Origin of the sequence: Nitrobacter hamburgensis X14, from assembly GCF_000013885.1 — a bacterium.
In the GTDB taxonomy this organism is placed as follows: domain Bacteria; phylum Pseudomonadota; class Alphaproteobacteria; order Rhizobiales; family Xanthobacteraceae; genus Nitrobacter; species Nitrobacter hamburgensis.
In genome coordinates this window covers 3,956,756-3,980,611 of record NC_007964.1, presented here as the reverse complement: position 1 = coordinate 3,980,611, position 23,856 = coordinate 3,956,756, and the positions used below count along the sequence as shown (strand labels likewise).

The following is a 23,856-nucleotide window of genomic DNA, read 5'->3' as shown; positions in this document are numbered from 1 at the left end:
TCCAGTCATTGAAGCCAGTTATTGAGGGAAGAATTCGCTGTCACAGCGGTTTTTACTGCAAGTGTCTTTACATTCGATCAACTGCGCCAGTATCGGTCTTCCCAGTTCCGCGACAATCTCATGCCGGTGAGGATCAATCCCGCCATGGAATATGTTTGCGGGAAATTACCGAATAGCGCGCCGGTTTTCGGATCGACGTCCTCCGACAGCAGTCCGTAACGATTGCGATGCGCCAGCGCATCCGTGAATGCCTCCCGCGCTTCCTCGCGCCGTCCGAGCGCCCACCACGCATCGATCAGCCAGAACCGACAGATCAGGAACGCCGTCACCGGAACACCGAAGTCATCTTCCGCGGCGTAGCGCATGACATGCTTCTCACGCAGCAACTCGCGCTCCATGGCGGCGACGGTTTTCACGAATCGCGGATCGTCGACCTCGCAAACGCCGAGTTCGGGCAGCAATAGCACGCTCGCATCGAGATCGTCGGACCCGAACGCGGCGGTGAAGGCCTCGCGCTTTGGATTCCAGGCGCGATCCAGCAGTTCGGCGTGCAGGGGATCGGCGACCGCATTCCAGTGCGTCGCGCGTTCCGGCAGGCCAAGTCGTTCCGCGATGGCCGCAAGCCGATTGACCCCGGCCCAGCACATCGCCGCGGAGTGAGTATGGATGCGCTGGCGACCGCGGTATTCCCAGATGCCGGCGTCGTTCGTCATCGCAACCCGGGCCGCCTTGTGACCGAGCGATTCAAGCAGGGTGAACAGACTTTCGTCGCCTGCGCGCGGCAACCGGCGATCGAAGAACAGCGGCAACGCCGCCAGAATGGCGCTGCCATAGGTGTCGTGCTGTATCTGGTCGACCGCGGCATTGCCGACACGCACCGGCCCATCGCCGTGATAGCCCTGAAGATCGGTGGCGATCCACTCGTCCAGCGGCAGATTCGGGACCACGCTATAGACCGGCTTCAGATCCTCGTCGGTATTCGATGCGATCGACAGCGTGAAGCCGATGAAGTCCTCCATCGTCCGCGTCGCGCCGACGCGATTGAGCGCCTTCACGACGAAGTAAGCATCGCGCAGCCAGCAATAGCGATAGTCCCAGGTGCGGCCCGAGCCGGGCGCCTCCGGAATCGAGGTGGTGTGCGCGGCGATGATGCCGCCGGTTTCCTCGAAGTTCGACAGCTTGAGCGTGATGGCGGCGCGGATGATGGCTTCCTGCCATTCATAGGAGATGTAGAGGCGTCGTACCCAGCCCAGCCAATAGGTTTTGGTCTCCTCGGCGAAACGCTGGGCGGTCGACGCCAGATCGCCGGGGAAGGCTTCGTCGTTGCCGAACACGAGATGCATCGGTCGCGTCAGAACGAACGGCGTTTCGTTTTCGATCAGGGCTAGCGGCGCGTCGGTGGTGACGCGGATAGCCGTATCGTCTTCTTCGAAGTAGCGGATGTGGTTGCTGCCCATCGAGTGCCGCTTGAGCGGCTTGCCGTAGGCGTGCGTGGGCCGTATGCGAATCGTGATCCGGGGCAGGCCCGCGATCGGCTCGATGATCCGAAACATCTGCGGCGGCCGGAATATGCGGCCATACTGCCGGAAGCGCGGCGCGAAGTCGGTGATACGCACCGCATTGCCGTGGCTGTCGGTCAGGACCGTGGACACGATCGCGGTGTTGCGGACATAGTCCGACTGGAAATCGGCCATGCCGTCCAGCACGACATCGCTGAAGCCCTTTTCTTCATTTCCCGCAAGCAGGCGCGAAAACACCGGGTCGGCGTCGAAGCGCGGAAAACACCACCACACCAGCCGCGCGGTCGGATCGACAAGCGCGGCGGTGCGGCAGTTGCCTATCACGGCGAGATCGAGGCCATGATCGCTCATTCCGCGACGGCCCGTTCATCATCGAGCAGACGGGCCAGCCAGGCCCTGACATCGCTGGGCGCATGAAAGTGGCCGTCGACGCCTTGGGCGCGCCGTCCCACCGAGAACGAGAGGCCCTTCATGTCCGGCATGATCGCAAACACCGTTTCATCGGTCACATCGTCGCCGACGAAGACCGGACGCCGTCCCTTGAACGGCTCGTGCGCCATCAATTCGGTCACGCCGGTCGCCTTGGTAAATCCGGAATGCTTGATCTCGCAGACGAACTTGCCAGGCAGTACCTCGATCGGCGCGTTCGGCAGATCGGCCCGTATCGCCGAGACCGCGTGGTAGATCGCCTGCTCGGTATCCGGCGCCTTCCTGAAATGCAGCGCCAGCGAGTAACCCTTGTTCTCCACCAGGATGCCGGCATGCAGTTCGGCAATGGCCGCAAAACGCCGGATCAAATCCGGGTTCATCGGCGGAGCGTGCGTAGCCACGGCCTCGCTTTCGGTCGAAATCCGCATTTCCGCGCCGTGGCCGCCGACCGCCGGAAACAGCATCGGCGCGAAAATCCTGTCGATATCGCTGAGCGAGCGCCCGCTGACCAGCGCCAGCGCGCCGTCCGTCCGTGCCAGCAGCCGCGACAGCGAGGTCGCGAGCTTTGGCGGCACACGAACTTCGCTGGGCGACGGCGCGAGATCGAGCAGGGTGCCGTCTATATCGAGCAGCAGGGCGGATTCGCGGAGCGGCAGCATCCGAGATCCGGGGCCGTCGGCCATGGAAGCGGTCTTCTTCGGCACAGGTTCCATTAAATCCTGATTCATCATGACTCCACAACGGCGAGCGGCGACGCCACCGATTCGAGCGGGCGCCGTTCGGCGGCAACCCCGTATCGCCAGCCGATCAGCGCCGCAGCGATCATCAACGCCGATCCGAGACAATATCCTGCGAACACGCTGTCACGCGAGCCGCTGTCGATCAAGGCGCCGAACAGCGCAGGACCGGCGACGCCGCCGATTCCGGTCCCGATGGCATAAAACATCGCGATCGCCAGCGCCCGCACTTCAAGGGGAAAGGTCTCGCTGACGGTCAGGTAGGCCGCGCTGGCGGCCGGCGAGGCGAAGAAGAAAATCACCATCCACGCGATCGTCTGCGTCTGCGCGGTGAGAACGCCGGCGGCGAAGAGATAGCCTGATACGGTCAGCAGAATACCGGATATCCCATAGGTGAAGGCGATCATCGCGCGGCGTCCGACCGTATCGAACAGCCGCCCGAGCAACAGCGGTCCGAGAAAATTGCCCGCCGCGAACGGCAGGATGTACCAGCCGATCCGATCCGACGGAATGCCGAAGAAGGTCGACAGCACCAGCGCGTATGTGAAGAAGATCGCATTGTAGAAGAACGCCTGCGCGGTCATCAGCGCAAGGCCGACCAGCGACCGCTGCCGGTATGCGCAGAACAGCGTTCGCGCCACCTCGCGCAGCGGCGTGTGGTCGCGCATCCGAAGCCGGATCGTCGGCCAGCCCCCGTCGGCGGGCGCATCCGGATCGCGAGCCGCCATCCGTTCGATGTCGGCAACGATGCGGACCGCTTGATCCGGCCGTCCGTGAATCATCAGCCAGCGCGGGCTTTCCGGAATCCATAGCCGCATCACAAACACCACTAGTCCCAGCACGGCGCCGGTCAGGAACGCGAGCCGCCAGCCCAGTTCGGGATCGATCAGTTGCGGATCGAGCAGCACGATCGCGCCGACCGCACCGAGGGCGGCGCCGAGCCAGAAACTGCCGTTGATGGTCAGGTCGGTCCATCCGCGGTAACGCGCCGGCACCAGTTCCTGAATCGTCGAATTGATCGCGGTGTATTCGCCCCCGATGCCTGCGCCGGTGAGAAACCGGAACAGCGCGAAGCTGCCGGTATCCCATGACAGCGCGGTCGCTGCCGTCGCAGTCAGATAGAGGGTCAACGTGACGAAAAAAAGTTTCCTGCGCCCGATCCTGTCCGTCAACCAGCCGAAGACCACCGCCCCGAGCACGGCACCGACAAGATAGGCGCTGCTGGCGAGGCCGATATCGAGGTTGGTGAAGCGCAGCGTGGGACTGTCCTTGAGCGCGCCGGACAATGTTCCGGCGAGCGTCACCTCCAGCCCGTCCAGTATCCATGTGATTCCGAGGGCGGTTACGACCCGCGTATGAAACGGGCTCCAGCGCAGGCTGTCGAGACGCGCGGGAATGTCTGTCTCGACGATCCGGTCCATAGGGTCCTGCAAGGATGGTCCTTCAATCGGATACTGTCTGACGGGCGCTGTCTTTGGCTGGAACTTGAAAACGCGCAACCCGGCTCCGAGTTCCCTCGGCCGCACCGCCGCACAATGACGATCCGGGTGGCCGCGAAACAGCAGGCCGCGAAAAAATAATGCCACGAGGCGCGTCGCAAGCCGCCCCATGCTTGCCTGTGTCATGCAGTGCGAATGCGGTTGATCGATGCATCACGTCCGATATTCACCACAGGTTGACAAGCGCTGCGCCGCCGGTTTGAAAATGCGGTTCGCGTAAGATAAGGTCGCCACGGCGCGGGCTGGAATGGCGTTTGACTGTTGGACTGGCGTCGCATGAACATTCGGATTCGCCGTGCGCCGTGTCGATGCTGACGATGATGCCCGCAATGGCGCCGGCGGTCGCATCGGCCGCGACGGAAAACGGCAGTGCGCGGGTCACGCTCGTGATCGGCGATGCATGCGTGAGGTCGCCTCCGGCCTGTTGTTCGGCGTGCTGGCGGTAACGATCGGTGTCGTGAGCCCGTCGCGGGCCGCCGACGACGGCGGGCCGTCCGGAGGCGCTCTCGTGACCGTCGCCCGCGCGACCAACGCCTGCTTTTCCGACATGGTCCGTGTGACCGGCTTCGTCGTCCCGCGCCGGGAAGCGGTGGTCAGCCCGGACCATGAGGGGTCGCGCGTGACCGACGTGCTGGTCCGCGAGGGCGACATCGTCACGCTGAATCAGGAACTGGCGAAGCTGACGCCGCCGCCCGGCAGCAAATCGGGATCGGTGGTCCTGCGCGCGCCCGCGGCCGGACTCCTCACCCAGGTTCGCACCGCCGTCGGGGCACTGGCTTCGCCGCAGGCCGGGCCGATGTTTCGAATCGCGATCAACAATGAGGTTGAGCTGGATGCCGAGGTGCCATCGATCCATATACTCAAGCTCAATCCGGGCGCGAGCGCGCGCATCAGCCGCGAGGACGGGCCCGATCTGGTCGGGAGCGTCCGGCTGGTGTCGCCCGAGATCGATCGCAAGACCCAGATGGGTCACGTCCGGCTGTCCCTGAGCGCGGATCCGACTTTGCGGATAGGAATGTTCGCCCGCGTCAGCATCGACGCCAGGCGCAGTTGCGGCGTGGCCGTTCCCCGCTCCGCGATCGATCGCCTGACGGTTCAGGTGGTGAACGGAAATATCGTGGAGACGCGACGCGTCCGCGTCGGATTGACGTCCGATACCGGCGTCGAAATCCTCGAAGGTCTGAAAGTCGGCGAAATCGTCGTGGCCGATGCCGGCACTTCGCTGCATGACGGCGACCGGGTCAGGGCGATGTTTGCCGATGAACTCGATCGGTCGCGGGTACGTTAATGGCGCTCAATGTTTCCGCCTGGTCGATCCGGCACCCGCTCCCGTCCGTTCTCTTTTCGATCATTCTGCTGACGCTCGGCTGGGTCAGCTTCACCAAGCTCGCTATTACGCGGCTGCCCAATGCGGATATTCCCGTGATCTCGGTGGCCGTCTCGCAGTTCGGTGCCGCGCCGGCCGAACTGGAGGCGCAGGTCACCAAGACCATCGAGGACGGCGTCTCGGGCGTCGAGGGCGTCCGGCATATTTCATCGTCGATCACCGACGGCCTGTCGCTGACCACGATCCAGTTCGCGCTGGAGACCAATACCGACCGGGCGCTGAACGACGTCAAGGACGCCGTGACCCGGGTTCGCGCCAATCTGCCGCAGAACGTCAACGAGCCGCTGATCCAGCGCGTCGACGTCATCGGACTGCCGATCGTCACCTATGCCGCGATCTCGCCGGGCAAGACGCCCGAGCAACTGTCGTATTTCGTCGACGACGTGGTCAAGCGCGCGCTGCAGGGCGTGCGCGGCGTCGCCCAGGTCGAGCGCATCGGCGGTGTCGAGCGCGAAATCCTGGTGTCGCTCGATCCGGACCGCCTGCGCGCGGCGGGTCTGACGGCGGTCGATGTCAGCCAGCGCCTGCGCGGCATCAACGTCGATGTTGCCGGGGGGCGGGCGGAGATCGGCCGGAACGATCAGGCCATTCGGACCCTTGCCGGCGCCAAGACCATCAACGAACTGGCGGGGACGATGATTTCGCTGCCGGCCGGCGGCGAGCTGCGGCTCGACGATCTCGGCACGGTGACCGACACCATCGCGGACCGCCGCACCTTCGCCCGCTTCAACGGCGAGCCCGTCGTAGCCCTCGGCATCAAGCGCTCCAAGGGAGCGAGCGACGTCGTGGTGGCGAAGGCCGTGCAGGAGCGGATCGACGCGCTGAAAGAGCAATATCCCGAGGTCGATCTGAAACTGATCGACACCTCCGTCGAGTTCACCAAAGGCAACTATGAAGCGGCGATCTCGACCCTGTTCGAGGGCGCGACGCTTGCCGTCATCATCGTATTCCTGTTTCTTCGTGATATCCGCGCCACCGTCATTGCCGCGATCTCGCTGCCGCTATCGATCTTTCCCGCCTTCTGGGCGATGGACCTTCTCGGCTTCTCGCTGAACCTGGTCAGCTTCCTCGCCATCACGCTCTCGACCGGCATCCTCGTCGACGACGCCATCGTCGAGATCGAGAACATCGTGCGCCACATGCGGATGGGCAAATCGGCCTACCGCGCCGCGCTGGAAGCCGCCGACGAAATCGGCCTCGCGGTGATCGCGATCAGCCTCACCATCATCGCGATCTTCGCGCCGGCGAGCTTCATGTCGGGCATCGCCGGGCAGTTCTTCAAGCAGTTCGGCATCACCGTGTCGGTGCAGGTGTTCTTCTCGCTGCTGGCCGCGCGTTTCGTGACGCCGGTGCTCGCCGCCTATTTCATGAAGGATCATCCGCACGAGGCTCCGCCGCCCGGCCCCGTGCTGCGCGCCTATGCCAGCCTCGTTACATGGTCGGTGCGGCACTACTTCGTGACGGTTCTGATCGGATTTGCGGTCTTCGCCGCCTCGATCTGGAGCATCAAGCTGCTGCCGCAGGGCTTTTTGCCGGCGCAGGACACCGCGCGTTCGCTGCTGGCGATGGAGCTGCCGCCGGGATCGCAACTGGCCTACACCGAGAAGGTAACCGAAAACATCGCGGCGCGGCTGCGCAAGCGGCCGGAAGTGACCAGCGTATTCGTCGACGGCGGGCGCGTGCCGCCGGGCCTTCAGGAAGTGCGTCGCGCGTCCCTGATCATCAACTATACGCCCAAGCAAGACCGCGGCATCACCCAGCGCGAGCTTGAACTCTCGATCGGACAGGAGCTCGAAAGCGTTCCCGACATTCGTTACTGGTTCCTCGACGAGAACGGCCTGCGCGCGGTATCGCTCGTGGTGACCGGGCCCGACATCGGCATCGTCAGCAACGTCGCCAACGAGCTGGCGACGCAGATGAAGCGCATTCCGCTGCTCGCCAACGTCACGCCGGAGACCTCGCTCGACCGCCCTGAGTTGCGCATCCAGCCGCGCGCGGATCTCGCCGCGCGCCTTGGCGTCTCGACCGAGCAGTTGTCGCAGACCATTCGCGTCGCGACGATCGGCGACGTCGGTCCGGCGTTGGCGAAGTTCGATGCCGGCGACCGCCAGGTTCCGATCCACGTGCAACTCGAAGACAGCGCACGCGCCGATCTGAAGATGCTGGAGCAGATGCGCGTGCCGATCGGCGGCGGACGCGGTCACGTCCCGCTCTCGGTCGTCGCCGATATCAGGCTGGATCAGGGTCCGACCAGCATCAACCGCTACGACCGGCAGCGGCAAGCGACCATCGCGGCCGACCTCGTCGGCACCGCCGCGCTCGGCGACGCGACCAGGAGGATCAACGAACTGCCCGTGATGAAGACCCTGCCGAAGGGCGTGACGGTCAATCCCTCAGGCGATGCCGAGAGCCTGAACGAGTTGTCGGAAGGGTTCGCCACCGCGATCACGGCGGGGCTGATGATGGTTTATGCCGTGCTGGTGCTGCTGTTCGGCACCTTCCTGCAACCAATCACCATTCTGTTTTCGCTGCCGCTGTCGATCGGCGGCGCGATCATGGCCCTGCTGCTCACCGGCAAGCAACTCACGACGCCGGTCTGGATCGGCATCCTGATGCTGATGGGCATCGTCACCAAGAACGCCATCATGCTGGTGGAGTTTGCCGTCGAATCGATCCGCCAGGGCCGCGCGCGGGAGGAGGCGATCATCGATGCCGGCATGAAGCGCGCCCGTCCGATCGTGATGACGACCGTCGCGATGGTGGCGGGCATGATGCCGAGCGCGCTGGCGTTCGGCGCCGGCGGCGAATTCCGCTCGCCAATGGCGCTGGCGGTCATTGGAGGCCTGATATTTTCGACGATCCTGTCGCTGGTGTTCGTCCCCGCCATGTTCCTGGTGATGGACGATGTCGGCGCCTTCATCTGGCGCTACGGCAAGCGCCTGTTGACCTCGGGCACTGAAGTCGCCGAGCCGGCCGCCGCCGAACGCGAGCCGCCGAATGGGCGGTTGCCCGGCGCGGAATAGTCCGCGGGCTATGCGTTGCGCGCCACGGCGGTCAGCCGGCTCATGTTCTTGAGCAGGATGCGGCCGCGCTGAAGCTTGAGAATGCCGTCCTTGCGCCAGTGGTGGGGCTGGCGGTTGATGCTCTTGTGCGCCGCGCAGAAATTGCCCTTCAATCGCCGAACGGTTTCGAGCCGCGGCCTATAGTCCGAGATGGCAAGATGGGAGCATTGAAAATCGCAGGCGTTGCCGCGACCTGCCTGATCGCGATCGCGATCGTGCTCCTCGTGACCGGAATCCCGTCCGGTTTCGTCACCTCGCTCGTGCAGGACCGGATCGAACGCGAGACCGGTTACCGGATCGCGATCAACGGCAAGACAGGAATCGGGTTGTGGCCGTCGTTTAGCCTCGCGCTGCACAACGTCACGCTGGAAAATCCGAAGACTACCGCAACCGATGTACACATTGCGGTCGGAGAAGTTCGCGCCGCGCTTCCATTTGCCAGCCTGCTGTCGGGAGCCCCGAAAGTTTCGGACCTGACCATTGATCATGCCACGCTGCGGCTGCCGCTGCTGCGCGAGCGCACCCGCATCGACATTCCGCCCGGGCCGGACCACTCTGGAGATACGTCGGAAGACGACACGCCATTCCCTATCGACCGGGTGACGATCTCCAACGGCACGATCGTTTTCTTCGATCCGCAAACCAGCTCGGAAGGCCGCGTCGGCGACGTTAACGCGAGCGTGACGCTCAGTACCGACCGGCAAATCAACGTCACCGGCAATGCGCGCCCCGGTAATCATTCGCTGAAGTTCGGGATCAAGGCGACACCGCCCGCGGGGCCGCTTGGACGACAGAACATCCCGACGGAACTGACGCTCGACGTTCCCGGCCTGCCGACGCGCGAGTTGACCGCCAAAGCCGAGGTCCGGATCAACGGGCGAATGCTTCTCATCAATGGCCTGTCGGGATCGCTCAACGACGGCAAGTTCAACGGCTGGGCATCGGTCGATTTGGCGAGCAAGCCGCTGGTGAAGCTCGATCTCGATTTTCAGCGGCTCGGCTTAGGCGCGGCGCCGCGTCAGCCTCCTGCACCGCGATCTGGCGCGCAGCCATGGAGCGATGCGCCGATCGATGTTGGTGCGTTGAACTACGTCGACGCGCAGGTGAGGGTTTCGGCGGCCGAACTGAATATCGGGGACGCGCGCTTTGCGCCGGCCGCGGTCGACGCCACCATCGCCAGCGGCGTTATGAAAGCTTCATTTTCGAACCTTGGCGCATATGACGGGCAAGCCAATGGCGCCCTGACGATCGATGCGTCCACGAACAATCCGTCCTACGCGCTCCGGGCCGGCGTGACCGGCGTTCGCGCGCTGCCGCTGCTGTCGAGCCTTGCGGATTTCGACAATGTCGATGGCAGGATGCGGGCGATGGCCGACGTGCGGGGCACCGGCGCCAGCTTGCGCGCGATCCTATCGAACCTGACCGGGACGGCTTCGATCGACGTCCGCGACGGCGCGATCCGCAATCTCAACCTTGCGAAAATGATCCGCGCGTTGACGTCGGGCACCCTGTCAGGATGGCAGACGCGCCCGGACCAGACCACCGACATGTCGCAACTCAGCGCGACCGCAACCATCGCCCAGGGACAGGCCACCACCAACGACCTGTTTCTGGCCGGGCCGCTGGTGCGGATGACCGGCGCCGGTACTGTCGATCTCGGCTCGAAGACGCTGGATTTCCGGGTCGAGCCGAAACTCGTCATGACCGCGGAGGGTCAAGGGGGGCGCGCCGACCCGGTCGGCCTCGGCATTCCGGTCGTCGTGCAGGGGACGTGGAGCGAGCCGCGCATCTATCCGGATGTGGCCGGCATTCTGGATGATCCCGCAGCCGCCTATGCGAAGCTTCGGGAATTGGGGCAGGGACTGTTCGGCCAAAGCGGACTTGGAAGGTCCGACAAATCCGGCCCCAGTCTCGGAGAGACTCTTGATAGCATGATCCGGCAGGGTCTCGGCGCCGGCGCGGGCACGGGTGAACCGCCCGCTTCCGGCCGGCCATCCCAGGGAACGCCGTCCCAAGACAAACCGTCCCAAGACAAACCCCCGCCCATCGACGACATCATGAAGCAGCTGTTCGGCCGCTAGCTTTCTAACTTTAAGGTTTCACTCGCAATGACAGCGACACCGATCCCGCTGGAGCGCCTACCACATCGTCTGCCGCGCGCGCTCCAGCCACGTCCTGTCATATTCCTCGCCGCCAACCCGATCTTTGCTCATGTCCGCGAGGATTTGACCCGGCGTCGGCAAGCTCTTGGGGTCGACACGCCTGTCGGGATCCCAGAGGTGCGAGCGGATGATGGCGCGCGCGCACTGAAAGTAGATCTCCTGCACAGTCATGACGATGACCGAACGGGGTATTTTGCTCTCCACCCCGAACGACGCCAGCAGTTCGGGATCGGCCGACACCAGCGCGCGGCCGTTGACGCGCAGGGTGGTGCCGGACCCCGGGATCAGAAACAACAGCGCCGCTCTGGGATCGCGTATGAGATTCCGCAATGAATCGACGCGGTTGTTGCCGCGCCGATCGGGAATGATCAGCGTGAGGTCGTCGTGAACACGAACGAAGCCCGGCAGATCGCCGCGCGGCGAGCAGTCAAGCCCTTCCTCGCCGCAGGTCGCCAACACGGCGAACGGAGAGCTTTCGATCAGCGCGCGATAGGACGGTGTGATCCGGTAGGCCACCTTGATGGTCGCCGCCTCGCCGGGCTGGCCGTAAATGGCCTCGAGCTGCTCGATCGTCTCGATGGCGGTCACCACAATTGCTACTCCCTTGCGTTGAGACGGCCTGTCCCGCTATCGATGGCCCGGACGGGTTGCCGGGCATGCCGCTGTCTCTAATGATGTCGACCACAGTCACATCGGAAACCGTTTGAGGCGTCATCCACGGCTCGTCCAGACCTGTGCTCGATTTTTAGTGGCGATCCGGCGTGCGTGCCGAGGGATAGGTTGAAAAGAAATTCGCTCGGCCATACACGGCGAGCCTTTGCGGCGCAAGCGCCCGGCCGGTTTCGCAAGACGCCGATCGGGACAGGTGGCGAGCCCCGCATTCCGGGCTCGTTCCGCGCAATCGAGAACGACTCTAGCGCCCTGTTCGTTGCCGCATCGCCTTGCGTGCCAGGGCCAGTCCCATCAGCACGAAGGCTGACGTCACTTCCGGGCCGCCCACCACAATGCGCGTCGGCGTTTTCATCTTGTTCCATTCATAAGCCTTGAAGGGGCCGCGCCGCCCGCCTTCGCCGACGTGGCCGACGATACAGTTCAGCGCAGATGTGAAAGTCTCCGCATCCGCTCCAAGGTGGCCCAGCGCAATCAACGCAAGAGCGGCGTCGAATACGTTCATCTCGGCTGACATCAGCGTGTCCTGCACATACGCCAGAACCCGGCCGCGAATGTAGCCGAAGCTGTCATCGGGATCGATCGCCTGCCGGGCGGCGGACGGCAGCGCCGCAAGCGCCGCGTAGCAGCGTCCGAAATAGGCGCAGTAAAGCTCGGGCAAATAATAAATATGAGACCGGGGATTGCTGAACGCGCCGCTCTCCACCAGCCGTCTTTGGAAGCCGATGACCCGCTGCACGGTTTGCAGCCGCTGCGGCGTTTCGAGAATGCGCCACCGCGAACAGTTGCGGAAGCTGACCTCGAGAACATCGAGGTTAAGGGTGGGATCGAGATCGTTGCCGTACGGGCGGTCGCCCGCAAGATTGTCGATCCAGGTGACGATGCCGCCTTCGTAATCGATGTTGTCGTTGAGCGGCACGGTCACCAGCGGTTCGTTGGCGCCGCCGCCGACCTGATAGCCCGCATAGAAATCGAGCAACGGCTGATCGAGGATCGGATCGATCGAGCCGGCTTGCGTCGCGGCCGAAAACGAGCAGGCCGTGGTGTCGCAGTCGGGAACGTAGATGCCGAAGCCGAGGTCCTGCTTGATTTGCGCGAAGAAGCGGTTGAAGCGCGGATGGGGATTTGGCGCCAGTGCTGTGATAACGCTGACGCGTTTGCCGTTGTGTGAGAACACCTCCTCGCGGCTGGTCTTGAGGCAGAAATCGACCATCCCGGTGCTGGCGCGGCGGATCGCCTCGGTTTCCGCGGGCGTGGCGAGACCGGTTTCGGCAAAACTCAGAAGCGCCTCGGTGAAGAACGCATCGTAATAGGCCGAGCGATGGCGGATCTGCACCGGCTCCCACATCGGTTCGGCGACGCCGCGCCACGGCGGATTGATAAAGTCGCGCGCCGGCGACCGCGCGATGAAGACCCGCGCCAGATTAAAAAGCAGCGTCGAGTTCTTGTAGCCGCGCGCATCGAGGCCGGTGAGGGCGGCGAGAAAATCCCGGCCGTGCAGATCGGGGTCGCCGATCAGGTTGAACGCGGCGAAGGTCGGAATGAAGCCATTCTTTCGAAACGACTGGAGCAGATGCGCGCCGCAAGTTCGGATGACGCGTTCGATGTCGGCGAGGTTTGGCGCCGGTCCCGACGAGACCACAGGTCCGGGCCGGGGATGGTGCAAGGTCACCGTGTCCAGCAGGGCGGCCACCGGCCGCCCGATCGCCGCCCAGTCCGGGGATTCGTCGTCCCGCGCGCGCCGCAGCGCGTCCTGAAGTTCCCGAAAGCGGGTCTGGTCCCGGAGTTCGGGCAGACCGGCCCGCCGCAGCAGCGGGCGCAGGGCCGGATTGGCGAGCGCGGTTCTGTAGAATTTGGCCAGGTGAGCGTCGCCGCCGTGGTGGCGCAACAGCAGGGGATCGCACAGGTCGTACAGCGACGGGCCGTCTTTGCGGTTCGTCAGCGCGCGATAGACAGCGCCGGCGACGTGGCGAACAGTCATGATTTACTTTCCGCGCCCCCATGCGCGTTCCGATATCTCATCAAGGCTTGTTCCAGCCAAGTAATTGAAAAACTACACGAATAGGCAGGAAAGACAAATGTGACCGATGTCACGGCATCAGCCGCGAGGTAGCGGTAGGTTGATTGCCATGACCTCCGGCCCCGCAACTTTCGCACTCGCCCCCGCTGTTTCCGGAAACTGCCATGATGGCTGCGGCGTGCTTAACCAATTGTGTTTCCGATAAATAAAGGTTTCATGTTGCTCATGGGGGACCCACAGGGTAGGACCTTCCTTATGCTGCGGTGCCGCAAAACGAGCGTATTTGCCCGCGATAAGTCAGGTGCCCCCTAAAACCAATCTGGCGTTGGCGCGACCTGCGAGCGCCGTCGGGCATGACCAGGAATTGATCGTTATGACGTTCGGGCAGTTTCGCGTTTCGCCCCGCTCGGTCACGTTGGCCGCCGTCCTCGTCGGGATGGTGTCGCTGGCGATCGGAGCCCATGCCGCGCTCAACAAGCGCAGCCTGGAAGTCGCGAAGGCCCTCACTGTAGCCGACACGACCGGCAACATCGCCGTCAAGCCGTCGCGGGTCGCGCTGGTCATCGGCAACGCGCATTATCCGGATGCGAACCGGCCGTTGAAGCAGTCCATCAACGATGCCCGGGCGCTGACGACGACTCTGCGGCGCGACGGTTTCGACGTCATCATGGTCGAGGACGCCAACAAGGACGATATGCGCCGCGCGGTCCGCCGTCTGGAATCGAAGATCGGTCCCGATACGACGGCGCTACTGTTCTTCAGCGGCTTCGGCATTCAGTCCGGCCGCGAGAGCTACATGATCCCGGTCGATGCGCGGATATGGAAGGAAGCCGACGTCCGGCGCGACGGGCTTTCCATCGAAACCGTGCTCGGAGCGATGAAAGAGCGCGCCGCCAAGGTCAAGCTGGCGGTGATCGATGCATCGCGGCGCAACCCGTATGAGCGGCGCTTCCGCTCCTACTCTCATGGCCTTGCGCCGATCAATGCGCCGGACAATGCGCTGATCCTGTCGTCGGCCACGCCGGGACAGGTCGTCGATGAGTCCGGCGGGCAATCCAGCCTGCTGGTGGCGGAATTGCTCAAGAGCCTCGATATGCCGAATGCGGACGCCGAAACCGTGTTCAGCAAGACGCAGGTCGCGGTTTCGCGCGCGAGCGAAGGTGAGCAGGTCCCGACGGTGTCGTCGTCGCTGGTCCAGGACGTGCCGCTCAGGTCCGATGCGGCGACGGCCTCGCGCAAGGCCGGCAGCTAAGCGGCTTACTTCGCACTCGCTTCCGCGGCGACCGGCCTGACCGGATCGCCTTCGCGCAACAAGGCGCCGGCGCGCGCCACCACGACGTCGCCTTCCGACAATCCCTCGCGGACCTCGACCTGTCCTCCCGACAGCAACCCCACCTCGACATGCCGCGTTTCGACCCGCTGGTGCCGGACGACCTGAACCACGGTGCCCGCGCTCCCATACAGGATCGCCGTCAGGGGCACCGCGATGCCGCAACTCTCGCCGGTTTTGATGATCGCCCGGCCGGACGCATTGACGAGCAAATGCCGGCTCGGGTCGACGGATATGAAGACCTGCCCAAGCTGGCTGTTCGGTTCGATCGTCGGTGCGACGAGCCGGACCTTGCCGTCGATGTCGCCGGCGCCGACGGCCTTGACCTTGGCGGGCTGATCGCCGGCGAGCTTCGCCAGATCGGTGGTCGGCACCTGACCGACCAGATCGAATTCGTTGCCGGTGATGATATTGAACAGCGCCTCGCCCTTGCCCGAGGCGATCGCTCCGACCTCGGCGGACGAATTGCTGACCAGTCCGGCCACCGGGGAGTGAACCTGGGTCGATCCGCCTTCGGGACGGTTGAGGCGGGCAAGCACCTGTCCGGCGGTGACGCTCTGTCCCGGCTCCACCATGATCTCGGCGACCTTCAAGCCCGGCCGCTCCGGGCGCACCGCCGTCTCGTTTTTAGGGATCAGGATTCCGGTGACCTCGACGGTAGCGGAGAAGCAGGACCGGGTCGCTTTCAGCACGGTAACGGCGGCGCCGTTCGGGGTATCCTGCTCGTCGGCCGCGAACCCCTGGGGAGCAATGACGGTGGTCCCGAGCACAACGGCGAGAGCGATCGCCTGCCTTGCAATGGAGCGCGGGCGCGGGAATTCCGTCGGCATTGAACAATTCTTTCCGAAAAAATTGCAGGTCGTGGCGATGGTTTGCAACTGCTTCAGGACCGGTGGCACGCAAGCCTATTCAAGCCGGGATGTCGATTCAACAATCGGCACCCGACCGCCATCCGGATAGCGGTCGGGGTGTGATCCGGGACCGGGATCGAACAGCATCGTCACGCCGTCGCCGGCGGCCAGAGATCAAATGGACGTGAGCCGGCTTCTAAAAATGCCTCCCTCCGCAGTTCAACCGCCGCAGCGCGGTTCACCTCGCAAACCCTCGACGGTGACTCATTCTGAAATGCCTCGTTTCTTACAGATTATTAAGAGACAGCCTCAACCCCGCTTGGTCAGGTGTGATAGGGTCAGGCAACAAGGCGCCATGATTGTCTGCATCTAAGTCATTCGGACGGCTGCGATCAATCGGAACGGTTTCGACACATCCTTTGAACACTGAAATGACCGCAACCCACATCGGATAGCATCTATAAACATAAGATCTTCGATGGCCCGTTCATGAACCAGCCAATCAAATCTCTCAAAGAGGCTCCGCTTACCGAGACCGCAGAGGGGACCAAGCGGAAGTCGCGCTGGCGTCTTGCATGGATCCTGCTGCTGGTTTTGGCGGTTGTCGCCGGCGTTGCGTTGTGGCGCCAGCGCACACAAGCACCGCAACCGGCGAGGAGCGGCGGGAGCGCTCCGCCAATGTCGATCGTCCCGGAGACCGTCGGCAAGGGTGATATCGGTGTCAACCTCAACGCACTCGGCACCGTCACCTCGCTTGCCACGGTCACTATCAGGACCCAGATCAGCGGTTACCTGATGAAGATCGATTTCAAGGAAGGACAGGACGTCAGGAAAGGCGACCTGCTCGCGGAAATCGATCCGCGTCCGTATGAGGCCGCGCTGGCTCAGGCGAACGGAAATCTGACGCGCGACGAAGCGCTCCTGAAAGGCGCCCAGGTTGATCTGACTCGCTACCGGGGCCTGGCGGCGCAGAATGCGGTGCCCCGTCAAACCCTCGATACCCAGGTGGCCCTGGTCGCCCAATACCAGGGCACGGTTGAAGCCGATCGGGCCGCGGTGAAGGCAGCTCAGGTCAACCTGCAATATTGCCGTATCGTTTCGCCGCTCGATGGACGCGTCGGATTGCGCCAGGTGGATCAGGGCAACTACGTGACGCCAGGGGACACCAACGGCCTCGTCGTGATCACGCAGTTGCAACCGATCAGCGTGCTGTTCACGCTGCCGGAAGACAATCTGCAGGCCATTTCAAAGCGGATTCAGGCCGGCGCCACGCTGCCCGCGACCGCTTACGACCGTAGCGGCGCCAACAAAATCGCGGATGGCGTGCTGCAAACCTTCGACAGCCAGATCGATCCGACCACCGGAACGATCAAACTGCGGGCCCAGTTTCCAAACGATACGAGAGCCCTCTACCCAAATCAGTTCGTCAATGTCCGGCTGCTGGTCGATACGCATAGCGGCGTCACGGTGATGCCGACGGCCGGCATTCAGCGCGGCGTTCCGGGTACCTTTGTCTATCTCGTCAATCCCGACAGCACCGTATCGGTCCGCAAGGTGGTGCTCGGCGTGACGGACGGCGAACGTGTCGAGGTCCGCTCCGGGCTGGCGCCGGGTGACCGCATCGTCGTCGACGGCGCCGACAAGCTGCGCGACGGCGCCAAGATCGCCCTTCGTGCGGAAGCCGGCAACAACAGCAATCCGGCATCAGACAAATCGGGAAGCAAGAAACAGCCTTCGGAGAGCGGGCAGAAGCAATGAGCCCATCGCGACCCTTCATTTTGCGGCCAGTGGCAACCACGCTGCTCATGGTCGCAATCATGTTGTCGGGCCTGCTCGCTTTTCGCTTCCTTCCGGTCGCAGCGCTCCCCGAAGTCGATTACCCGACCATCCAGGTGCAGACCTTTTATCCCGGCGCCAGCCCCGACGTCATGACATCGTCCGTCACCGCGCCGCTGGAAGTGCAACTCGGCCAGATGCCGAATCTCAACCAAATGAGTTCGGTGAGTTCCGCCGGCGCATCGGTCATCACGCTGCAATTCGGCCTCAGCATTTCCCTCGACGTGGCGGAGCAGGAAGTGCAGGCTGCCATCAATGCAGCCGGTAATCTGCTGCCCGCCGACCTGCCGGCGCCGCCGATCTACGCCAAGGTGAATCCGGCCGACGCGCCGATCCTGACGCTGGGGTTGACCTCGGCGACGATGCCGCTGACGCAGGTGGAGGATTTCGCCGACACTCGCCTGGCGCAGAAAATCTCCCAGCTTCCCGGTGTCGGCCTCGTGAGCATCAGCGGCGGGCAGCGACCGGCCGTGCGCGTTCGTGCCGACATTCGCAAGCTCGCCGCCTACGGCCTGAATATCGACGATCTCCGTACCACGCTCGGCAATGCCAACATCAATACGCCGAAAGGAAATTTCGACGGGCCGATGCGCGCCTATACGATCAACGCCAACGATCAAATCAAGAACGCAGCCGACTACAAGTCGTTGATCGTCGCCTACAAGAACGGTTCTCCGGTACGGCTGAGCGATATCGGCGATGTGGTCGATGGCGCGCAGAACGACAAGCTCGGCGCCTGGATGAACAAGGTTCCGGCAGTCATTCTGAACATTCAGCGGCAGCCGGGCGCCAATGTGATTTCCGTGGCGCAGGGGGTCAAGGATCTGCTGCCGCAGCTCCAGGCCTCGCTCCCCACCGCGATCAACGTCGCCGTTCTCACCGACCGCACCGTCACCATTCGTGCATCGGTACGGGATGTCGAATACGAGCTTACGCTCGCGGTGATCCTGGTCGTGCTGGTGATATTCGTCTTCCTGCGCAGCGCGCGGGCGACCCTAATTCCGAGCCTCTCGGTGCCGCTTTCGTTAGTCGGCACGCTCGGTGCAATGTATCTGTTCGGCTTCAGTCTCAATAATCTGTCCTTGATGGCGCTCACTATCGCGACCGGTTTCGTGGTCGACGACGCCATTGTCGTTATCGAAAATATTTCGCGCTATATCGAACAGGGGGAAACACCGTTGCAGGCTGCCCTGCGCGGCTCGGAACAGATCGGCTTTACGATCATCTCCCTCACCGTCTCGCTGATCGCGGTGCTGATTCCGCTGCTGTTCATGGGCGATGTGGTTGGCCGGCTGTTCCGGGAATTTGCCATCACCCTGTCGGTCACCATACTCATCTCTGGCGTGGTCTCGCTCACGCTGGTGCCGATGGCCTGCGCCAAGCTTCTGAAAGCCGCGGCGGATGATCGCGAGAACCTGTTCCAGCGCTACAGCCGCGAAGGCTCCGATCGGCTGATCGCGGCTTACGGCCGCGCTCTCAATTGGGTGCTCGATCGCCAGACGTTCGTGCTGCTGGTGGCGCTGGGCACCTTCGTACTCACAGGGGCACTCTACGTTATCATTCCCAAGGGGTTCTTTCCGCTTCAGGACACGGGCGTCATCCAGGCGATTTCCGAAGCGCCGCAATCGGTGTCCTACGCCGCGATGGCGGAGCGGCAACAAAAGCTTGCGAGCGCCATTCTTGAGGACCCGGACGTCGACAGCCTGTCCTCGTTCATCGGCGTGGACGGGACCAATACGACGCTCAACAGCGGCCGGATATTGATCAATCTCAAACCGCACGATCTGCGCACATCCAACATCACAGCGGTGATGCAACGCCTGAAGGAGCGCGCGGCCGCGCTCCCCGGCATCACGCTGTATATGCAACCGGTGCAGGATCTGACCATCGAGGGCACCGTCAGCAGGACACAGTATCAATTCGTTCTTCAGGATGCCGACGCGGCGCAGTTGACCGAATGGACCCCCAGGCTAATCGATCGATTGAATGCACTTCCGCAGCTTGCCGACGTCACCAGCGACATCTCGGCGCAAGGGCTCGCGGTCTTCGTCGATATCGACCGCGACCAGGCTGCGCGTTTCGGCATCACTCCCGCCACCATCGACAACGCGCTTTACGATTCATACGGACAGCGGATCGTCTCGACGATTTTCACGAACTCCAACCAGTATCGCGTCATTCTGGAAGCCGATCCGTCGCTTCAAACGTCGCTGCAATCGCTGTCCGCGATCTATCTTCCCTCCTCGGTCGGCGGCGCGCCGGTCCCGCTCTCGGTGCTCGCGAAAATTCGGGAGGAAACCGCGCCGCTGCAGGTCTCTCATCTCGGACAGTTTCCTGCAACCACGATCTCGTTCAACCTTGCTCCGGGCGCGTCGCTGGGCGAGGCGGTGTCTGCGATCAAACAGGCGCAGCTCGATGTCGGACTCCCGGCCAGCGTGATCAGCAGTTTTCAGGGAGCCGCACTGGCGTTTCAATCATCGCTCTCAAATCAGATCTTCCTGATCTTCGCAGCGATTGTCACCGTCTACATCGTGCTGGGTGTTCTCTATGAGAGCTTCATCCATCCGCTCACCATTCTGTCCACGCTTCCCTCGGCCGGAATTGGCGCACTGCTGGCGCTGATGCTGGCCGGCCAGGATCTCACCATCGTCGCGATCATCGGCATCATTCTTCTCATCGGAATCGTAAAGAAGAACGCGATCATGATGATCGATTTCGCGCTCGATGCCGAACGGAATGAAGGCAGGCCGCCGCGCGAGGCGATCTATCAAGCGTGCCTGTTGCGATTCCGCCCCATCCTGATGACGACGATGGCCGCGGTGCTGGGTGCCCTGCCGCTGATGCTCGGCACCGGCGCCGGCTCCGAACTGCGGCACCCCCTTGGTATCTCCATCGTCGGTGGCCTGCTGGTCAGCCAGTTGCTGACCTTGTTCACCACACCCGTCATCTATCTCTGGTTCGATCGCCTCTCGTTGCGCATGTCCGGGCAGTCATCCAGCAGCCGTCCGACGGCAGACGGAATCGAGCCATGAGTCTGTCGAGCCCCTTCATCCGCCGCCCGGTCGCGACGACCCTGCTCACGTTCGGGCTCGCGGCGGTAGGCGTGGTCGCCTTTTTTCAGCTTCCGGTATCCCCGCTGCCGGAGGTCGAGTTCCCGACCATCCTGGTCCAGGCGACCTTGCCGGGGGCCAGCCCGCAGGATGTGGCCACCACGGTCGCCAGCCCGCTCGAGCGCCATCTCGGTCAGATCGCCGATGTCACCGAGATGACCTCGTCGAGCACGGCGGGGTCGACGCGCATCACGCTGCAATTCGGATTGAGCCGCGACATCAACGGCGCGGCGCGCGACGTGCAGGCCGCCATCAATGCCGCCCGTGCGGACTTGCCGACCAGCCTGCGAGCAAACCCGACCTACCGCAAGGTCAATCCCGCCGACGCCCCCATCATGGTGCTGACGCTGACGTCCGACACCCTGTCGCGTGGTCAGCTCTATGACGCCGCATCCACGGTGCTGTCGCAAAAGCTCTCCCAGGTCGAGGGAATCGGCGAAGTGGTCGTGGGCGGCAGTTCGTTGCCTGCCGTCAGGGTCGAACTCGTCCCGCAGGCGCTCTACAAATACGGCATCGGTCTTGAGGATGTGCGGGCCGCGCTCGCCAGCGCCAACGCACACAGCCCGAAAGGCGGCATCGACGTCGGCGCCCAGCGCTACCAGATCTACGCCAACGATCAGGCTAACGCGGCGGAGCAATACAAGCCGCTGATCATCGCCTACCGCAACGGGGCGGCGGTTCGCCTCTCTGACGTCGGCGAGGTATCCGACTCGGTCGAGAATCTCCGCAATGCGGGTCTCGCCAACGGCAAGCCGGCTGTCCTTCTTGTGCTTTACCGGCAACCCGGCCGCAACATCATCGGTATAGTCGATCGGGTGACAGCGTTGATGCCGCAATTGCGGGCTTCGGTCTCGCCAGCCATCGACCTCGATATCGCCGTCGATCGTTCGACGACCATCCGGTCGTCGTTGCGGGATGTCGAAATCACGCTGCTGATCGCCATCTTTCTCGTCGTTGTGGTGGTCTTCGCATTTTTGCGGAACGGCCGCGCGACGCTGATTCCCGTCGTCGCGGTGTCGGTGTCGCTGGTCGCGACTTTCGCCGTCATGTATCTGATGGGCTACAGCCTCGACAACCTCTCGCTCATGGCGCTGACGGTCGCGACCGGTTTCGTCGTGGACGACGCCATCGTGGTCCTCGAAAACATCACGCGCCATCTCGAAGCCGGCATGTCACGCCTCGATGCCGCCCTGCTGGGCGCCAGGGAAGTCGGCTTCACCGTGCTGTCGATGAGCGTATCGCTGATCGCCGTCTTCATTCCGATCCTGCTGATGGGCGGCATCGTCGGTCGCCTGTTCCGCGAATTTGCCATGACGATCTCCATCGCCATCATGATTTCGCTGGCGATCTCGCTGGCGACCACGCCGATGATGTGCGCCATCCTGCTTCGAAGGCAATCCGATCGCAGCCATGGGCGGCTCTATCAGGCGAGCGAGCACGTTTTTACAGCAATGCTGAATGGCTACCGGCGTTCGCTCAACGTTGCGCTGCGGCACCCGCGCTCGGTGATGATGATTCTGCTCACGATCCTCGGCCTCAATTTTTACCTGTACGACGTCATTCCGAAGGGATTCTTCCCACAGCAGGATACCGGCCGGCTGATCGGCATCATCCAGGCGGATCAGAGCACTTCATTTCAGTTGATGCAGAAAAAGCTCACCCAGTTCGTCTCGATCATCACCAAAGACCCGGCGGTCGAGACAGCCGTCGGATTCACGGGCGGCGGGCAGATCAATTCCGGCTTCATGTTCGTCGCGCTGAAGCCTCTCGAAACGCGAAAGTTATCCGCAGACGAGGTCATCGGCCGCCTGCGGCGCGAACTCGCGGTCGTGCCGGGAGCGACGCTCTTCCTGCAGGCGGTCCAGGACATTCGTGCGGGGGGACGCGCCAGCAACGCGCAATACCAATACACCCTGCAGAGTCCGACGCTGGAAGAACTCGATGAATGGACCCCCAAGATAGCGGCCGCGCTTCAGCGCGAGCCCGCCCTGACCGATGTCAACAGCGACCAGCAGAACAAGGGGCTCGAGTCCAATCTGGTGATCGACCGGGATGCCGCCGCCCGGTTGGGGATTACGGTCAGCCAAATCGACAACACGCTCTACGACGCGTTCGGCCAGCGTCAGGTCTCGACCATCTATGTCGCGCGCAACCAGTATCACGTCGTTATGGAAGTCGCGCCGCGCTACTGGCAGAATCCGGAAACGCTGAAGGATGTCTACATCAGCACCTCTGGCGGCTCCGTCGGCGGCTCGCAGGCGACCAACGCCGTCGTCGGTACGGTGGTCGCGAGCGGGCAATCGGCTTCCGCCAGTTCCGCCAATGCAAACGCGGCCCGGAACCTCGCCACCAACTCGATCGGCGCCACCGGCAAGGGAGCATCCTCGACGGGCTCCGCCGTGAGCACCGGCCAGGAAACGATGATCCCGCTGTCCGCCGTCGCCCATTTCGAACGAGGCGCGGCGCCGCTCGCGGTCAACCATCAGGGGCTGCTCGTCGCCAACACGATTTCCTTCAACCTTCCGCCAAACGTATCATTGAGCACGGCCGTCGCCACGATCGAGACGACGATGAACCGGATCGGCGTCCCGGCAACAGTCCACGGCAGTTTCCAGGGCACGGCAAAGGTGTTCCAGGAGTCGCTCAGCACTCAGCCCTATCTCATTCTTGCCGCGCTGATCACGATCTATATCGTTCTCGGCGTTCTGTATGAAAGCTACGTTCATCCACTGACGATTCTTTCCACGCTCCCGTCCGCGGGCGTGGGAGCGTTGCTGGCGCTGATGGCGTTCAACACGGAGTTCAGCATCATGTCGCTGATCGGCGTGATCCTGCTGATCGGCATCGTGAAGAAGAACGCCATCATGATGATCGATTTCGCTCTCGATGCCGAACGCGCGCGGGGCCTTTCCTCGCGCGATGCGATCTACGAAGCCTGCCTGCTCCGCTTCAGGCCGATCATGATGACAACGATGGCCGCCATGCTGGGCGCGCTGCCGCTTGCGATCGGCATGGGCGAAGGCAGCGAACTCCGGCGACCGCTCGGCATCGCCATCGTCGGCGGACTTATCCTGAGCCAAATACTGACGCTGTATACGACGCCCGTTATCTATCTTTACATCGACCAATTCCGGCTGTGGTGCCGGCGCCTCAGGCAAAGCGGGCCTGCGCAACAGACCCCCGATGCCCCGCTGCAACCGGGTGAATAGACGGCGATGCCTCAACAGCCACAATGACCGGAAAA

The 23,856-nt window shown here is 63.2% G+C and carries 14 protein-coding genes and 1 pseudogene; 7 read left to right on the top strand and 8 right to left on the bottom strand.

Annotated features, from left to right (window positions below):
• Positions 1–77 precede the first annotated feature (77 nt).
• From NHAM_RS18535 to NHAM_RS18520, 4 genes are all read right to left on the bottom strand, one after another.
• Positions 78–1,871 carry a glycoside hydrolase family 15 protein gene (locus NHAM_RS18535; protein ID WP_011511983.1) on the bottom strand — a complete coding sequence of 598 codons (1,794 nt, stop codon included), beginning with the start codon at positions 1,869–1,871 and terminating at the stop codon, positions 78–80.
• On the bottom strand, positions 1,868–2,632 hold the full coding sequence (gene otsB / locus NHAM_RS18530; RefSeq protein ID WP_245269941.1) for a trehalose-phosphatase: 765 nt from the start codon (positions 2,630–2,632) through the stop codon (positions 1,868–1,870). Before otsB ends, NHAM_RS18535 begins: the two co-directional genes overlap by 4 nt.
• Before the next feature lie 44 nt (positions 2,633–2,676).
• A complete protein-coding gene (locus tag NHAM_RS18525) occupies positions 2,677–4,107 on the bottom strand; it encodes an MFS transporter (protein WP_011511981.1) in 1,431 nt (476 codons plus the stop codon).
• Between the two features lie 244 nt (positions 4,108–4,351).
• Positions 4,352–4,567 carry a hypothetical protein gene (locus NHAM_RS18520; RefSeq protein ID WP_041358354.1) on the bottom strand — a complete coding sequence of 72 codons (216 nt, stop codon included), beginning with the start codon at positions 4,565–4,567 and terminating at the stop codon, positions 4,352–4,354.
• 18 nt (positions 4,568–4,585) lie between these two features.
• Here NHAM_RS18520 and NHAM_RS18515 point away from each other — a divergent pair, with 18 nt between their 5' ends.
• Both NHAM_RS18515 and NHAM_RS18510 read left to right on the top strand, forming a co-directional pair.
• On the top strand, positions 4,586–5,473 hold the full coding sequence (locus NHAM_RS18515; RefSeq protein ID WP_011511980.1) for an efflux RND transporter periplasmic adaptor subunit: 888 nt from the start codon (positions 4,586–4,588) through the stop codon (positions 5,471–5,473).
• Positions 5,473–8,595 (top strand): efflux RND transporter permease subunit, encoded by a 3,123-nt coding sequence (locus tag NHAM_RS18510; protein ID WP_011511979.1) that lies wholly within the window; start codon positions 5,473–5,475, stop codon positions 8,593–8,595. The genes NHAM_RS18515 and NHAM_RS18510 overlap by 1 nt, the downstream gene beginning before the upstream one ends.
• Before the next feature lie 8 nt (positions 8,596–8,603).
• Here NHAM_RS18510 and NHAM_RS25235 read toward each other — a convergent pair.
• A pseudogene (locus tag NHAM_RS25235) lies at positions 8,604–8,729 on the bottom strand (Crp/Fnr family transcriptional regulator); the annotation flags it as partial.
• A 63-nt stretch (positions 8,730–8,792) separates the two neighbouring features.
• Here NHAM_RS25235 and NHAM_RS18505 point away from each other — a divergent pair.
• Positions 8,793–10,715 carry an AsmA family protein gene (locus NHAM_RS18505; protein ID WP_011511978.1) on the top strand — a complete coding sequence of 641 codons (1,923 nt, stop codon included), beginning with the start codon at positions 8,793–8,795 and terminating at the stop codon, positions 10,713–10,715.
• Between the two features lie 57 nt (positions 10,716–10,772).
• Here the strand turns inward: NHAM_RS18505 and NHAM_RS18500 are convergent, their stop codons facing one another.
• Together NHAM_RS18500 and NHAM_RS18495 are read right to left on the bottom strand one after the other, a co-directional pair.
• On the bottom strand, positions 10,773–11,384 hold the full coding sequence (locus tag NHAM_RS18500) for a pyridoxamine 5'-phosphate oxidase family protein (RefSeq protein ID WP_198137051.1): 612 nt from the start codon (positions 11,382–11,384) through the stop codon (positions 10,773–10,775).
• Between the two features lie 325 nt (positions 11,385–11,709).
• Positions 11,710–13,446 carry a hypothetical protein gene (locus NHAM_RS18495; protein WP_011511976.1) on the bottom strand — a complete coding sequence of 579 codons (1,737 nt, stop codon included), beginning with the start codon at positions 13,444–13,446 and terminating at the stop codon, positions 11,710–11,712.
• Positions 13,447–13,858: 412 nt separating this feature from the next.
• Between NHAM_RS18495 and NHAM_RS18490 the strand changes: the two genes are divergently transcribed.
• A complete protein-coding gene (locus tag NHAM_RS18490) occupies positions 13,859–14,737 on the top strand; it encodes a caspase family protein (protein WP_011511975.1) in 879 nt (292 codons plus the stop codon).
• 5 nt (positions 14,738–14,742) lie between these two features.
• Here the strand turns inward: NHAM_RS18490 and NHAM_RS18485 are convergent, their stop codons facing one another.
• Positions 14,743–15,645, bottom strand: coding sequence for an efflux RND transporter periplasmic adaptor subunit (locus tag NHAM_RS18485; protein ID WP_011511974.1), 903 nt, complete (start codon positions 15,643–15,645; stop codon positions 14,743–14,745).
• A 510-nt stretch (positions 15,646–16,155) separates the two neighbouring features.
• On the opposite strand from NHAM_RS18485, the gene NHAM_RS18480 reads away from it, so the two are divergent.
• From NHAM_RS18480 to NHAM_RS18470, 3 genes are read left to right on the top strand one after another with little or no spacing between them, the layout of a single operon-like run.
• The gene (locus NHAM_RS18480) at positions 16,156–17,424 is read left to right on the top strand and encodes an MdtA/MuxA family multidrug efflux RND transporter periplasmic adaptor subunit (protein WP_011511973.1); all 1,269 of its coding nucleotides are present in this window, start codon (positions 16,156–16,158) and stop codon (positions 17,422–17,424) included.
• Positions 17,421–20,534: an MdtB/MuxB family multidrug efflux RND transporter permease subunit gene (locus tag NHAM_RS18475; RefSeq protein WP_011511972.1), complete on the top strand. Its 3,114-nt coding sequence runs from the start codon at positions 17,421–17,423 to the stop codon at positions 20,532–20,534. The genes NHAM_RS18480 and NHAM_RS18475 overlap by 4 nt, the downstream gene beginning before the upstream one ends.
• Positions 20,531–23,821 (top strand): efflux RND transporter permease subunit, encoded by a 3,291-nt coding sequence (locus tag NHAM_RS18470; protein WP_011511971.1) that lies wholly within the window; start codon positions 20,531–20,533, stop codon positions 23,819–23,821. The genes NHAM_RS18475 and NHAM_RS18470 overlap by 4 nt, the downstream gene beginning before the upstream one ends.
• Positions 23,822–23,856 lie beyond the last annotated feature (35 nt).